This is a genomic window from Mobiluncus holmesii ATCC 35242, assembly GCF_000185445.1.
In the GTDB taxonomy this organism is placed as follows: domain Bacteria; phylum Actinomycetota; class Actinomycetes; order Actinomycetales; family Actinomycetaceae; genus Mobiluncus; species Mobiluncus curtisii.
In genome coordinates, this window is record NZ_GL622346.1 from 1,571,931 (window position 1) to 1,585,333 (window position 13,403).

A 13,403-nucleotide genomic window follows, 5' to 3' on the forward strand; every position below is an offset into this window, starting at 1 on the left:
AATCTGCAGGGTTCCGTCACGAGACAGGCTTTTGCGCGTAATCTCGCGGACCGAACAGGGCTGACCCGACCCGCACGCACGTGGAGCCCGCCGCAATCGCCAGCTCGAAATCCCCGCTCATGCCCATCGACAGTTCCCGGCAATCCGCCCCACCAGGCAGCCCTAGCACCGCCTCTCGCAACCCTGCCAGCTGGGAAAACATCTCGAATACACCGCATTCTCCCACCCGGTCTATGTGCGCTGCCACCGTCATCAAGCCGATGAGGTGCAGTCGCGGCTGATCAATCACCAATCGCGCCAGTTCCAGAGTTTCCTCCGGGGCGACCCCGTGTTTCGCGTCCTCACCGGAAGTGTTGACCTCAATCATGACTTCCAGTGTGCGTCCTGCCTGGTCAAGCAGACGGTTCAGGGTTTGCGCCAGTTTCGCCGAGTCTAGGGACTGCAGCTCCGCGCCATAAGCGACGATGAGTTTGGCTTTGTTGCGTTGCAGGTTGCCGATCTGAACCCAGCGGGGGCTGACCTCGTTCCTGTCAGCGCACAAGTCCAGGTTCGCGCCCAATTCCGCGGCTTTCGTTGCTAGTTCCTGGGGTTTATTTTCCCCAAATTCACTCACTCCCGCGGCGAGAGCTTCACGCAGGTCCGCGACCGGGTGAGTTTTGCTGACCGGTAGGATGCGAATCGACTCGCTGTCGCGCCCCGCGGTCGCGGCAGCTGCGGCGACTCGTTGCGAGAGGTCTTGCAAACGTTGTGAGAATCCGCTCATAAGCCTAGTTTAGTCCGTTGACCCGACCGGGACGGGAGTGGCAGGGTCAACAGGGTCGGCAGAGGTGACGGGATCGACAGGATCGCGCCGATAGGTCATCGCCACCGCTATCGACACCAAAATCAAACCCCCGACTTCTGGCCAACTCGGAACCTGCCGCAGCATAATCAGCCCCACCAGCAGGGACGTCACCGGCTGCAGCGCGGAGAGCAGCGCGAAAATAGCTGCGGACACGTCACACAGCACGACCATTTCCAGGAAGTAGGGCACGAGGGAGGAACACAGACTCACCAGCAATGCCAGACCGAATACAGACCACGAACTAAACGCAATGTGAATGTCTGGCCACGCCAGAGGCAGCTGCAGGCACGAACCAAACGCCAGGGCTACTGACAGGGAATCAATCCCGCGCCCCAAAACCGCTACTTTGCGCCCCAAAGCCATGTATGACACCCACATCCCCCCGTTGACCAGCGCCCAAATCAAGCCCACCCGTTCGGTCGGATTGCTCATGTCCAAGCCCAGTCCACTAATCATGACCACTCCGGAAAAAGCCAGCAGGACGGAGAGCTTGCCCATCCAGCCGGAGATGCCGATAGCTGCAAAAATGACCGGTCCCAGGAATTCCACGGAAACGGTGGTGCCCAAGGGAAGCCTGGATACGGCCTCGTAAAAAGTCATGTTCATACAAACCAGCGCGGTCCCGAACAGGCAGGACCACAGGTAACCACGGGGGGTGAGCGCTCGTGCGCCCCACGGTCGACGCCATGCTAACATCAGCACGGCTGCAAACACGGTGCGCAGCCATGCCACAGTCAAGGGCTCCATCAGGGCAAACAGCGTTACCGCAAAACCAGCCCCGACATATTGGATGAAACCATCGGTAAAGAAAATCAAGGGCGCAGGAACGGGTTTTCGGGATTTTCCAGGCATTTAGACATTCTAGACCGCACTTGGAAAGCCGTAAAGATACTCTGTTCCTGCCATTTTTCATCGCCGCGTGGGATGTTTTACCAGTTCACACCATTTTGTAAAATTGTGTCCAGATCGCGAGGTCCTTTTGCCCTCCGTTGCTCGCTGAGCGGGTCGCGAGCGAGTCTACCCTTTGTAACGAGTTGCACTTCTCTCGGGCGCGGAAACCAGCACCTTGGCGGCAAATGTGAAAGAATGCAGAGAAAGGAGGCGAACTTGGCCAATCAAATCCCTGCGGCATCACCGAGGTTTTCCACCACGCTTTCTCCGGTCTCGGATTCTCTCATCAGCGTTCGCGGTCTGACTAAAATTTATGGTCATGCCGATACAGAGCGCGCCGTCACGGCTTTAGACCAGGTGGATGTGGATTTCCCCCGCGCCCAGTTCACTGCCATTATGGGTCCTTCCGGTTCCGGCAAATCCTCCTTGCTGCATATTTTGGCAGGGTTGGATTCGTTTCAATCTGGCACGGTGACGGTCGCCGGTCGTGACTTGTCGGGGCTGAATGCCGCGGAACTGACCCGGTTTCGCCGTGACACGATGGGGTTTATCTTTCAGGCGTTTAACCTGGTGCCCACGCTGACCGTCGCGGAAAATATCGAGCTGTCAGCGTTGGTGCGCCGCCAGTCTCCGGATCGGCGCCGGATGAAAGCCCTGGTAAAAGAGCTTGATTTGGAGTCTCGGCTGGATGCGTTTCCCGCCGAGCTGAGCGGGGGGCAACAGCAAAAGGTAGCTTGTGCTCGCGCTTTGCTGGTCACTCCCGAGGTCGTTTTCGCTGATGAGCCGACCGGGAACCTCGATTCGGAGTCTTCGGCACAGGTCCTTTCGTTCCTGCGGGCAGCGGCGCGCGACTGGCAACAGTCAGTCATCATGGTCACCCATGAACCCGATGCCGCTAAATATGCTGACCGGGTGCTGTTCCTGTTTGACGGTCAGATTGTTGCCCAGCTGACGAACCCGACTCGCGAGGCGATTCTCGCCGCCGAGCAAAACCTCGGCGAAGTGCGGAAAGCCCGGAAACGCGCGGGACAGCCCAGCGCACCCCAGACTTTGCGGGACGTCGATCCGGCAGCGTTAGAAAAAGACCTGACCGCCGTCATGAGTTTGCCAAAGATTGAGGACGAAACAGACTCTGAACAGCCAGAACTTCCTGCCGATACCGCCACAGGCTTGCCAAAATTGGCTCCCGTTACAGCACCAACCCCGCCGGCGGTGCCGGACTCGCCCAGCACCATCCCGGCAGCGCACACCGTCCCGACACCGGCTCCAGAACCGACTTCGGCGTCGGCGCCAGAACCGACATTCGCACCTGTGGCACCCCCCGCGAGTCGCCAACGCGACACCGCCCTCACTTTTGCCAACTTGGGCATTGCCGAGACCAATCCCGAACCGAACGAACTGGCAGATTCCCTGGCTCGGGGTGATTTCAAGTGGCCCAGCATGTCCGTAGCGCACCCTGCCGCCCAGGAGGACACCAACGATTTGCTGGGTAAACCACTGGCATCCGGGTTTGCTAATCCCGATACCACCAGGGACTCCGCATCAGGTTCCCCCGCTAACGCCAAAGAACTCAGCGACTTTGACTCCGTGATTTCCGGGGCTGCCGAGTTGGTAGCCAGCGGTTCCACCACCCCGGCAGCTGACAATTACGAAACAGCACGTCCCGAGCGTCCGAACATCCCGGATACAGACTCAGGCTCTGGCGATACTGGGTTTAATTCGTTTGATTTTATGGACAAGCCCGCGCGTACAGCGAGCGGTGAAGCTGACGTGGAGGTGTCTGTCCGGCGGCGCCGTCCGATATTGGGCAGTTTTGGTGCGAGGCAGCCCGCACCCACACCAACGCCCACACCAACGCCCAGCCTTCCCCCAGATGCGGTGGCTCCCACTCTGCCCACCGCGCCCACCACACCCGCTGCTCCAGTCACCCCGCCGCTGGCACCTCCGGTCGAGCCTCCGGTTACGCCACCAGCTGCACCGCCGGTCGCGCCCCTCGCGGTAAACGACCCGAACGCGTGGGTGGACAACCCTCCCACACTTGTGCCCAGTTCGGCTTCGTCCCGGATTCTTTCCGAGGCGTTTGTCCCCGAAGCTGTCCCGGCACCCCCTGCCGAGCCTGAGCTGGAACGCCCCGAGTTGCCTGACAGTTTCTCAGCACGATACCCCGCAACACCCCCGGCAGAAGCCCCGACCGCGGCACCATCCGCGCCGCAGCCACAGACTTTCCCGACCCCCCGACGGGTCTCCCAGCTGGAAAGCACCCTCAGCGCCCCGGACGCGTTCGCGCACCAACCCGAGCTGCAGCCTGAACCGCGCCCTTCACCGGAGCCAACCCCAGCTCCCCTGGCGCAACCGACCCCGGCTCCCCAGCCGGAACGCTCAAAACCCGCCGCGTCCCGCACTTATGACGGACCGCGTCGCTCGCGCCGACCTGCGGTCGACCCGCACTTGGCAGAAGCCGAAGGCAAGAACGAACTGCTCGCCATGATTGAACAGGCGGAAAAACTCTTGGCAGCTTCGGGCGCAGCCATCAACGCTGCCACCGAGACACTGCAGGAACCCGACGCCCCGCGCGACTCCCGCGCTTCGGCAGCGACTCGTGCCCCTCGTAGTGCCACGCCCTCGGCAACCCCGGCAGCTCCGGCGACACCAGCAACCCCAGCGAACTCGGCGACCCCGCACGGCGGGAACCCAAGCTTGCCCAGTCGCGGAAAGACCCCCGATCAAGAACTGCTCATCGCCCGCGCTGACGCCATGCTAGCCCAGGCAGAAGCCCGGTCGGCGGCTCTGCAGGATGATTTACGCAACCTGGGACGCACCCCCGCCCCAGCAAGCCCGGCGATGCCAGGGACCCCAGTCCCCCCGGAGGCGGCTACAACCACTGCCCCCGGCACGGACACTCCCGAGACTTTCCCTCCCGACTGGCGCCCCCAATCCTTGCGATACCCTCCTAAGGGTCGGTAGACGCCATGTGGAAACTCATTTGGCGCGAAATCACCCGCCGCGGCTCCCGCTTCGTTCCCACCGTGTTCGCCGTCGTGCTGGGCGTGACGTTCCTGACCGCCACTTTGGGGATAACTGACCTGATGACAGACGCGGCGCAGTCCTCCGCGACCGCGACGCTCGACGGGGATCTCTATGCAGTGGCGCCTCCGGTAAAGGATGCTCCTGCGGGTGACCTGAACTCGCGAGGCAGCATCAGCGATGAACTCGTGCAGATTATCGAAGACGTCGACGGGGTCGCCCATGCGGTGCCTCAGTTCGAGGGCCAGGCGGTCCTGTTAAATCAAGACAAACAGCCCGTCTCGGTAGGGCTCAGCCCGACCTTGGTGCGTGGCGCTTTCCCCTATCCGCCCGGTCCGGAAGTTGCGGCGGGACGCCTGCCGCACGGACCGAAAGAAGTCATGCTGGAACTGCACATGGCACGTCGCGCCGGACTGCAAACTGGCAAAACTGCCACCCTGATTTGGGCAGGGACGACCCATTGCCTGAAAGTCGTAGGGCTCGCCCAGTTTAAAGCCCCGCTCGGCACCACCACTTTGGCTTTCGTGGACGGCAAAGACGCAAAGACTTGGTTCTCTCCCGAGGGCAAGGTCAAACTCATCGGCATTCACGTAGCCCCCGCCGCGGACACCAGCAATGTCAAGCAGCGGGTCCAAGACGCTGTCGGTCCCGATGCTGTCATTTTGACGGGAGCCGCGCTGCGCGCTCAACAGTCCGCGGCGATGGCGCGCACGATTGGTTTGGTGAATCTGCTGGCACAAGCGTTTGTGGCGCTGGCGCTGCTGGCGGGCGCTTTCCTGATTACAAACACTTTCGGGATTCTGGTCACTTCCCGCTATCGGATGCTCGGGATGCTGCGCACCCTGGGCTATAGTCCCCGTGCGCTGCGGATGTTGGTGGCTGGCGAAGCCCTGCTGATTGGGCTGGTCGGCTCCATTTTGGGCGCGGGAGTGGGGCTGGCGCTGGTGCTGGGAGTCCGGCAGGTGCTCGTGGCACAAGGGTGGGTGTTCACCCCCGGTATGCCGTTGGGGCTGGTCCGGGCGCTGGTGATTGTGGCACTGGGAGTGCTGATTACCGTGGCGGCTGGTTTGCTTCCGGCTTGGCGCGCCGGGCGGATGACCCCGCTGGATGCTCTGTCTGCGAGCGCACCCGCCCCGGAGGGTCGGCTGCGCGGTGCCACACTTTTGGGACTGACAATCCTGGTTGTGGCGGTCGGTCTCGGCGCGGGGGCGCTGGTGGAGTCGTCTCGGTCAGGAGTGGGGATGCGCGCGATAGCGCTGGCTGTGGCAGCTTCGGTGTTGGGGCTGTTCGGGGTGCTGTGGCTGACCCCCGTCCTGTTGCGCCCGTTCCTGTGGGTGTTTGCCACGCTATTTCGTCGTTTTAACCGGCTACCGGCGCAGTTCGCCCTGCGCAACCTGCGCCGCTACCCGCGTCGCACCTCTTTGGGGGCAGCCGCCCTGGTTATCGGCATTGCTATCGCCACTACCGGGGGAATTCTGGCGGATTCTGCCCGCCAATCCCTGCAATCAGGGGTGGTCCAGGAAGTCCAATCCGACCTGGTCGTAGCTTCGCTGCAGCCCTCCACTAATGTGTCACCGGTGGTCGGAGCACTGCGGAAAGTGGACGGGGTGCGTTCCGCTGATGCCGGTATCTTTAGCGCCCCGATGCTGGTACGGCTCGACCGAGATTCCACTCGGTCCTTAGTTACTGCCGGCATCACTGCGGATGACGCCAAAAACCTCATCTCACTGCAGGTCAAAGCAGGTGACGTCGAGAGTCTGGCGAACGGTCAAGCTCTGGTGAATGCCCGTGACGCGGCTCGAGAGGGTTGGAAAGTCGGGAACGCGATTACGGTGACGGGTCCTCGCGGGATTTATTCCACCAAGGTCGCCGGGATAGTGCGTTCCACCCTGCTGGACGCGGCGATTTTCCTCGATCCGGAGTATCTGCGCCAGGCTGCTGGTCCTGAAACTCTGGCATACCGCTACATTTTTGTGAACCTGGACAGCCCGCGCGACACCCCGTCTGCGGCTGAAATCCGACAGGTTCAGGGTCGCATCCAGCAAGCTCTCAATCCGTTCTGTGTCTATCGGGTCTTTACCCCGGTGGAGCTGTCCCACGCGCTGTCCCAAACCACCACGCAAGTGCTGTGGTTGATGTATGCGCTGCTCGGGCTATCAATCATCATCGCGATTTTGGGGATTGTGAACACTTTGGCGCTGGCGATGATAGAACGCCGGCAAAGTTTTGCCCTGCTGCGAGTGCTGGGGTTGGCCCCGCGGGAGGTACGGGCCTCGCTGCGGTGGGAGGCATTTTTCTTGGCGCTGCTGGGCGCGGGGCTGGGATGGATTTCCGGCGTAGTCATCGGGTTGCTGTGGCGTTGGCTGCTGCGCGACTTGGGGATGGGCGCGTGGGGTATCCCGGCGCTAGGTCAGCTTGGTTTCGTGGCGCTGGCTGTCGCGTTGGCAGTTTTGGCAGCTTCACTACCCGCTCGCAAGACTTTACGGGCCCCGGCTCTCATGGCGACTTTGGCTTCCTGAACGCAAATTTTGGGGAAATAGTAAACTAGGTCTGAAGTGATGTCGACGAGGAGGCCGGGATGGCTATAGAAGAACCAAAATTATCGCTGGGGGCACTGTTTGCGCGATTTTCCACCCAGATTTCTGACCTATTCAGGGCTGAGGTCGCGTTGATGAAGGCTCAGGCAAAAGCCGCCGGGTCCCGGTTCGGTCTGGCAGCAGGGATGCTGGCAGGTGCGGGCATATTTGGGTTATTTATGCTGGGGTATTTGCTGAAAGCAATGTTCTTTGGGTTTACGATGTTGACCGGTTCGCTGCTGTGGGGAGCGTTGATTAACGCGGCAGTATTGCTGGTATTGACGCTGATTTTGGTTCTGGCTGGGCTATCCGCAGCGAAACGCGCCAAGGCAACTATCCCGGAACCTCAAAAGCACGTGAAGCGGGACGTAGAGACGTTGAAGGCTGCTCTCAAGCGACCGGATTTAGGAGCGGAAAAATGAGCGAAAACATTGCGGAGAAAAAAGAATTTAACGGTAGCCCTGAGGAAATCGAGCGTCAGATTGAAACTACCCGCTCTGAAATGGGTCAGACCGTAGACCAGTTGGTCGATCGGCTTCATCCCGCTAATCAGGTCAGGGAAGCCCAGGCGAAAGCTCAGGATTTTGCGCAGCGAGCCAAAGCCACCTTTACTGACGCCCTGGATGGCGACGCAGCATCACAAAAGAAGCTGGGCGTCGTGGCAGGTGTTGTGGCGGGCGTGCTGCTCTTGGCTAAACTGCGCCACCCCCAGAGGTAACTGCTTTTTGTCTGTAAGTGGTGGTATTTAGGCAGTAGCTGTCAATAATGGCAGCTACTGCCCATATTCCACCTTATATTCACGCCACGCCTGGTTACCGGGGCTAATACTGGTATTCACCGCGCAATACCACGGTGCCACCAGAGACCCCTTTGGTCCCCGAAATCAGGCGCTCACCTGCGGGAATGCCGTCGCTGACGGTTCCCATGACAAAGGCTTCCATACCGGCGCGCTGCGTTGCTTGCACAGTGGCGGGCACAAAATCAGGATGTACCAGCGCCACCATGCCCACGCCGAGGTTCCAGGTGTCCTCGGCACTGGTCACGTCCACTCCACCCAAATCCATCAGGTAGCGGAAAATCCCCGGCACCTGCCAAGTTGAACGATCCACCACGGCGTGCAGCCCGGCAGGAATGACCCGGCACAGATTCGCGGCCAAACCACCCCCGGTCACGTGGGCGAACGCGTGTACCCGGTTTCCGTCCAGTTCCCCAACGAAATCTCCGGCTTGGCGGGCAGCCAGCCAGCCAGAATTTTCCAGGTCCAAACACAACCGGGAATACAACCGGGTCGGTTCCAGACAGGCGTGCCCCAGGGAATAATCAGCGCCATCAGCAAACGGCGAACCGTGGGGCGCCACCACCCCGTAAGACTGGGGAATCGAGGACTCCCAAGCCACGCCCGCGTCTGCCACAATTCGGCGCACCAGGGAATACCCATTGGAATGCAGACCACTGGCACCAAACCCCACTACCATGTCACCTGCACAAACGCGCTGGGGTCCCAACAGTCGGGGCGCGTCCACCACACCGGTGGCAGCCCCGGCGACATCGAAATCCGCCACGCCCAGCACTCCCGGATGCTCGGCAGTCTCGCCTGCCACCAGCGCGCAATCTACCGCCTGGCAAGCGCGGGCGATGCCCTCGACCACACCCGCAATCATCTGGGGGACCACCCGACCACAGGCGATGTAATCGGTCATGAACAGGGGTCGCACCCCTGCCGGGGTGAGGTCATCGACGACCATTCCCACCAGGTCTTGACCGATAGTGTCATAAATCCGCATCGCTTTCGCCAGCTCAATCTTGGTGCCGACCCCGTCGGTAGACGTCGCCAACAGGGGGCGACGCATGGTGGTCATCCCCGCTGCCGAGGCATCATAGAGTCCCGCGAACCCGCCGGTACCGCCCAAAACTTCCGGCCCCTGGGTGGCTTGCACTGCGGTCTTCATCAGTTCCACCGCGCGGTCACCGGCCTGGGTGTCCACGCCGGCGCGGGCATAAGCGTTTACCGGGTTGGTCAGATTAGCAGTGCCATTTTCACGCGGATTATTGCCTGTCGTCCCTCCGGTAATCGCATCGGTAGCGCCAGAGTTAACCTCGAAATTCATGCCGGTCAGTCCTTTCCCCCACAGTAGCTCAATCCCCGCGGGAGCGCCCCCGCGGTTTCCAGGTCCGCCAAATGTGTGGGGTATCGCCCGGAAAAGCAAGCTGTACACAGCTCATTGTCGGGCTGATCCGTGGCGGCAACCATGGACTCATAAGACAGGTAGCCCAGGGTATCTGCCCCGATGGAACGGCAAATTTCGGAAATATCCATACCGGTGGCGATGAGCTCGGCGCGAGTGGCGAAATCAATCCCGTAATAGCAGGGCCACATGACCGGCGGGCTGGAAATGCGCACGTGTACCTCAGCGGCTCCCGCAGCGCGCAACATCTGGATGACGGCCCGCTGTGTGTTGCCCCGGACGATGGAATCGTCCACCACGATTAGGCGCTTGCCTTCAATGACGGAGCGCAGGGGGTTGAGTTTCAGACGGATGCCCATCTGGCGCATGGCTTGGGTTGGCTGGATGAAAGTTCGCCCCACGTAGGCGTTTTTCACCAGACCTTGCCCAAAGGGAATGCCAGATTCCTCGGCGTAGCCGATGGCAGCCGGCGTTCCGGAATCCGGTGTCGCCATGACCAGGTCCGCCTCAACCGGATGTTCCCGAGCCAGGGCAGCTCCCATCGACCGGCGCGCGGCAGCGATGGAACGCTGCGCAATCGTGGTGTCTGGACGCGCCAGATACACGTATTCAAACACGCACCCCGCGGGTCGCGCCGGGGCAAAGTTCTCAGAATGCACCCCGTTTTCATTGATAGCAATCAGCTCGCCGGGCGCGATTTCGCGCACGAAAGTCGCGCCAACGATGTCCAGCGCGGCAGTTTCGGAGGCGACTACCCAACCGTTAGCGAGCCGTCCCAGCACCAGGGGTCGTATCCCCTGCGGATCGCGCGCCGCGTACAGCGTGGTTTCGTCCATAAACGCCAGGGAATACGCGCCGTCCAGCTTCGGCAGGATTTCCCGCATGACGCTCAGCAACGGCGGTTCGCCGCCTATCGACACGGCGCGGGCAGACACGGCGTCAATAATCTTCATCAACAGCATGGTGTCTGACGAGGAATCCTGCAAACCGTGTGCTTTTTGCTCTTTCACGTCGGCGACGGTTTGGGCAGCTGCGTCCTCGGGTTTACGGCAGGCAGCAGGGCTGCCGGCAGGGTTCACCAGGTCGGGGCGGGCGGTTGGGGTCTCTGTTGCGGGGGTTCCGGCAGCAGGTTTCCCGTCGGCAGGTTTCCCGTCTGTGGGCAGCAGTTCTTCCAGCAGGCTGCGCGTGTTCACCAGGTTCCCGTTGTGTGCCATCGCGAGGGTCCCGAAAGCGGTGGGTCCCAGCGTGGGCTGGGCATTGTGCCAAGAGGACATCCCGGCAGTCGAATAGCGAACGTGCCCTAAGGCGAGGTGACCTTGCAGGGAAGCTAAATCCCGGTCTTTGAACACCTGAGAGACTAATCCCATGTCCTTGTAAACCAAGATTTTGGATCCGTCTGAAGCGGCGATACCGGCGGATTCCTGACCGCGATGCTGCAGGGCGTAGATGCCGAAATAGGTCAGACGCGCGACTTCCTCGCCCGGCGCCCAGACACCAAAAACACCGCACTCATCGTGCGGTTTATCGTCAGAGTCGTGTCGAGGGGAATCGGCGGGAGAGGTCATTGCCACATTACCGAAGATGGGCGACCCCGGCTTCACGCGGCGTCCCCGCCGTCATCCGGGTCATCTTCAGCGTAGTCAGCCCACTTATCGTAATCAGGCTCAGCATATTTGGCGTAGGGGTCATCGTCCCACGTATCCTCACCGGACTTACCTGATAGTTCCCGCTGCAACGCCTCGAGATCCATTTCTGGAGTCTCATATTTCAGTCGGCGTGCGACCTTTTGCTGCTTAGCTTTCTGGCGGCCACGGCCCATTGCCCGAGTCCCTCCTTGAAGTCACGATTGGTCAGCTTTTAGTTTATCCCCTGACCTAAGATTATGCCACTTGTTTAGCTCGTTTCGAGAGCGCCTCAGCTTAGTTCGCGCTGACTTTCCAATACTGCACGCTCCCCCGCCAATTCGGCACTACATCCGCAATCTTCGCGGACCACCCAATCAGGGATTTCGCGTGCCACAGCGGCAATACCGGCAAGTCACGCAGCAGTATTTCCTCGGCACGCTGGTACTCACGGTTAGCTGCCGCGTCATCGCTCACCCCGCGTGCCTGATTCAAAACTGCGTCGAAATCCGGGGCGGAATACCCGATATTGTTGGCATACCCGTCGGTGGCGAAGCACGGCTGCAGGTAGGAATGCATCCCCGGATAGGGCGACTGCCAATCCACCAGGAAAGCTGCATCTATATCGTGGCGGGTCACTGCCAAATCTATGGCTCGCTGATCGAGGTAGGACTCGCCCGCGGTGCGAATCCCCAACGTCTCGCCGATAGAGCTCAAAGCGGCATCAATCCAGGTATTCAATCCGTTATCGGGACGAGCGATGGTAAAGGTGTCCCCGTCGGTCCAGGGTGAAATTTGGTTGGCGCGCTCCCACAAGCTCCGGGCAGTGTCTGGCTGATAGGTCAGCACTTCGTTGCCCGGCAGCTTCGTGGTGTGACCCGCAATTGTGGGGGTCACGAAATCGGTGGCAACTTCCCTGGTGCCGTTAAAGAACCGTTTCACGATGTCGTCGCGGTTGATGGCTTGGGATATGGCAGCGCGACGCAGCCTGCCTTCCTCGGTGCCCAGTGCGAAGTGCCCGCTAGAGGGGATTGCCAGGAACTTCACGTGCGCCGAGGACACGGCGAGGGTACGTTTCCCGAGCTGTTCGGTGAAGCTGTCTTTCGCCCGGTCTGGCAGGGTTTCATCAATGTCTAAAGCGCCACGGGTCAGGTCTTCGTAGGCTTGGTCCGGGTCATGATAGAACTTGAAAGTCAGTCCGGCATTCTGGGCTTGGCGGGGTCCGTGATAGCGGGTGTTGGGCACCAGGGTTAGCTGAATGCCGTGTTCCCAAGCGCCCTCCCGCGCCAGCATGTATGGTCCGTAGCCATAGGGGTTTTCGCCAAAGCCCGAGGTTACGTTACCCGCCGAGTCGAATGCGGAATCGGGCAGTGGCACAAATGCCGGGTCGGTCAACCGCATCGGAAAATCGCAGGTCGGCTGGGTCAGATAGACCTTAAAGTGGGTGTCGCTCAGGCGCTGCAGGCCGGTCAAGTTTTGGTTTGCGGTGTCAGAAAAGCCTTCGATGGGCGCAAACAGCCCCGCTTTCAGACGCCGGTTGGAGGCTTTGGCGGCATCGTTCCAGGCCTGGATGAAGTTGTCAGATTTCAGCTTGGTGCCGTCGGAGAATACTTCGCCGGAGCGGATTTGAATGTCGTATTCGGTACAGTCCGGGTTGGGCACCACCGCGGTAGCCAGTTCGTTTGCAATGGTTCCGTCCGGGTTCAGGTAGGACAGTCCGGAAAACAGCAGGGGGGTAAAGGTAGCTCCGGAGGAATACGAGGAATCTGCGGGAATCAGGGATCGCTCCGGTTCGATGGCTGCCACGTTGATTAAGGTGTCGGTGGGTGTCCCTGGTTTCAACAGGGTGTTGGTCGAGGTCGCGGGGCTGGAACACGCTGCCAGTCCGGTGGCAACAATGACCACCAGTGCCGCCAGTGCGCCCCTCGCGGTCAGTGTTTGCTTGATTTGCACCGGGCCTCCCTGAGCGGTTTCGTTACGTACGTTTTTATCTTACCGATTTGCCCCGCCGGCGCGGGGGTGCGATATGCGCCCGGGCTGGACCGGTGTGGCACGAACGACCGATTTCACTGCGCCCAGAGCCAAATCCCCCCGGAGCAAATCGCACCTACCTGCGGTTTTATTCAACCAGAAGGCACCAATAACCCAGATTCCGGGTTGAAATCGGTCACTCGCGCAACTGCCCCGAAATTCCGGGGATAACCGGGAATGAAACCTATTTAAACGCTCGGTGTTCCATATATGGCACACCGAGCCGAAT

At 60.7% G+C, this 13,403-nt stretch carries 10 protein-coding genes; 4 read left to right on the forward strand and 6 right to left on the reverse strand.

Annotated elements, in window-relative coordinates:
* Positions 1–16 precede the first annotated feature (16 nt).
* Together HMPREF0576_RS06725 and HMPREF0576_RS06730 are read right to left on the reverse strand one after the other, a co-directional pair.
* Positions 17–763, reverse strand: a complete 747-nt coding sequence (locus HMPREF0576_RS06725) for a YggS family pyridoxal phosphate-dependent enzyme (RefSeq protein WP_004011254.1) — start codon at positions 761–763, stop codon at positions 17–19.
* Between the two features lie 9 nt (positions 764–772).
* Complete coding sequence (locus tag HMPREF0576_RS06730; protein WP_004011255.1) at positions 773–1,696, reverse strand: EamA family transporter; 924 nt, start codon at positions 1,694–1,696, stop codon at positions 773–775.
* 255 nt (positions 1,697–1,951) lie between these two features.
* On the opposite strand from HMPREF0576_RS06730, the gene HMPREF0576_RS06735 reads away from it, so the two are divergent.
* From HMPREF0576_RS06735 to HMPREF0576_RS06750, 4 genes are read left to right on the forward strand one after another with little or no spacing between them, the layout of a single operon-like run.
* Entirely contained in the window at positions 1,952–4,699 is a 2,748-nt protein-coding gene (locus HMPREF0576_RS06735; RefSeq protein WP_245527366.1) for an ABC transporter ATP-binding protein, read from the forward strand.
* Between the two features lie 5 nt (positions 4,700–4,704).
* Positions 4,705–7,278, forward strand: a complete 2,574-nt coding sequence (locus HMPREF0576_RS06740) for an ABC transporter permease (protein WP_004011257.1) — start codon at positions 4,705–4,707, stop codon at positions 7,276–7,278.
* Between the two features lie 59 nt (positions 7,279–7,337).
* Positions 7,338–7,757, forward strand: a complete 420-nt coding sequence (locus HMPREF0576_RS06745; protein ID WP_004007521.1) for a phage holin family protein — start codon at positions 7,338–7,340, stop codon at positions 7,755–7,757.
* Positions 7,754–8,053: a DUF3618 domain-containing protein gene (locus HMPREF0576_RS06750; RefSeq protein WP_004011258.1), complete on the forward strand. Its 300-nt coding sequence runs from the start codon at positions 7,754–7,756 to the stop codon at positions 8,051–8,053. Before HMPREF0576_RS06745 ends, HMPREF0576_RS06750 begins: the two co-directional genes overlap by 4 nt.
* Before the next feature lie 103 nt (positions 8,054–8,156).
* On the opposite strand, the gene purM is transcribed toward HMPREF0576_RS06750, so the two are convergent.
* The 4 genes from purM to HMPREF0576_RS06770 form a co-directional block, all read right to left on the reverse strand.
* On the reverse strand, positions 8,157–9,443 hold the full coding sequence (gene purM, locus HMPREF0576_RS06755) for a phosphoribosylformylglycinamidine cyclo-ligase (RefSeq protein WP_004011259.1): 1,287 nt from the start codon (positions 9,441–9,443) through the stop codon (positions 8,157–8,159).
* A 5-nt stretch (positions 9,444–9,448) separates the two neighbouring features.
* Positions 9,449–11,122 (reverse strand): amidophosphoribosyltransferase, encoded by a 1,674-nt coding sequence (gene purF, locus HMPREF0576_RS06760; protein WP_004011260.1) that lies wholly within the window; start codon positions 11,120–11,122, stop codon positions 9,449–9,451.
* Complete coding sequence (locus HMPREF0576_RS06765) at positions 11,119–11,340, reverse strand: DUF3073 domain-containing protein (RefSeq protein ID WP_004007525.1); 222 nt, start codon at positions 11,338–11,340, stop codon at positions 11,119–11,121. The genes purF and HMPREF0576_RS06765 overlap by 4 nt, the downstream gene beginning before the upstream one ends.
* A 100-nt stretch (positions 11,341–11,440) precedes the next feature.
* Positions 11,441–13,096, reverse strand: coding sequence for an ABC transporter substrate-binding protein (locus tag HMPREF0576_RS06770; RefSeq protein WP_004011261.1), 1,656 nt, complete (start codon positions 13,094–13,096; stop codon positions 11,441–11,443).
* Between the last annotated feature and the right edge of the window lie 307 nt (positions 13,097–13,403).

Bases quoted from the DNA above. Each gene is read 5' to 3' on its own strand.
- HMPREF0576_RS06725 (WP_004011254.1), bottom strand. From the start codon at position 763: ATGAGCGGATTCTCACAACGTTTGCAAGACCTCTCGCAACGAGTCGCC.
- HMPREF0576_RS06730 (WP_004011255.1), bottom strand. From the start codon at position 1,696: ATGCCTGGAAAATCCCGAAAACCCGTTCCTGCGCCCTTGATTTTCTTT.
- HMPREF0576_RS06740 (WP_004011257.1), top strand. From the start codon at position 4,705: ATGTGGAAACTCATTTGGCGCGAAATCACCCGCCGCGGCTCCCGCTTC.
- HMPREF0576_RS06745 (WP_004007521.1), top strand. From the start codon at position 7,338: ATGGCTATAGAAGAACCAAAATTATCGCTGGGGGCACTGTTTGCGCGA.
- HMPREF0576_RS06750 (WP_004011258.1), top strand. From the start codon at position 7,754: ATGAGCGAAAACATTGCGGAGAAAAAAGAATTTAACGGTAGCCCTGAG.
- purM (WP_004011259.1), bottom strand. From the start codon at position 9,443: ATGAATTTCGAGGTTAACTCTGGCGCTACCGATGCGATTACCGGAGGG.
- HMPREF0576_RS06765 (WP_004007525.1), bottom strand. From the start codon at position 11,340: ATGGGCCGTGGCCGCCAGAAAGCTAAGCAGCAAAAGGTCGCACGCCGA.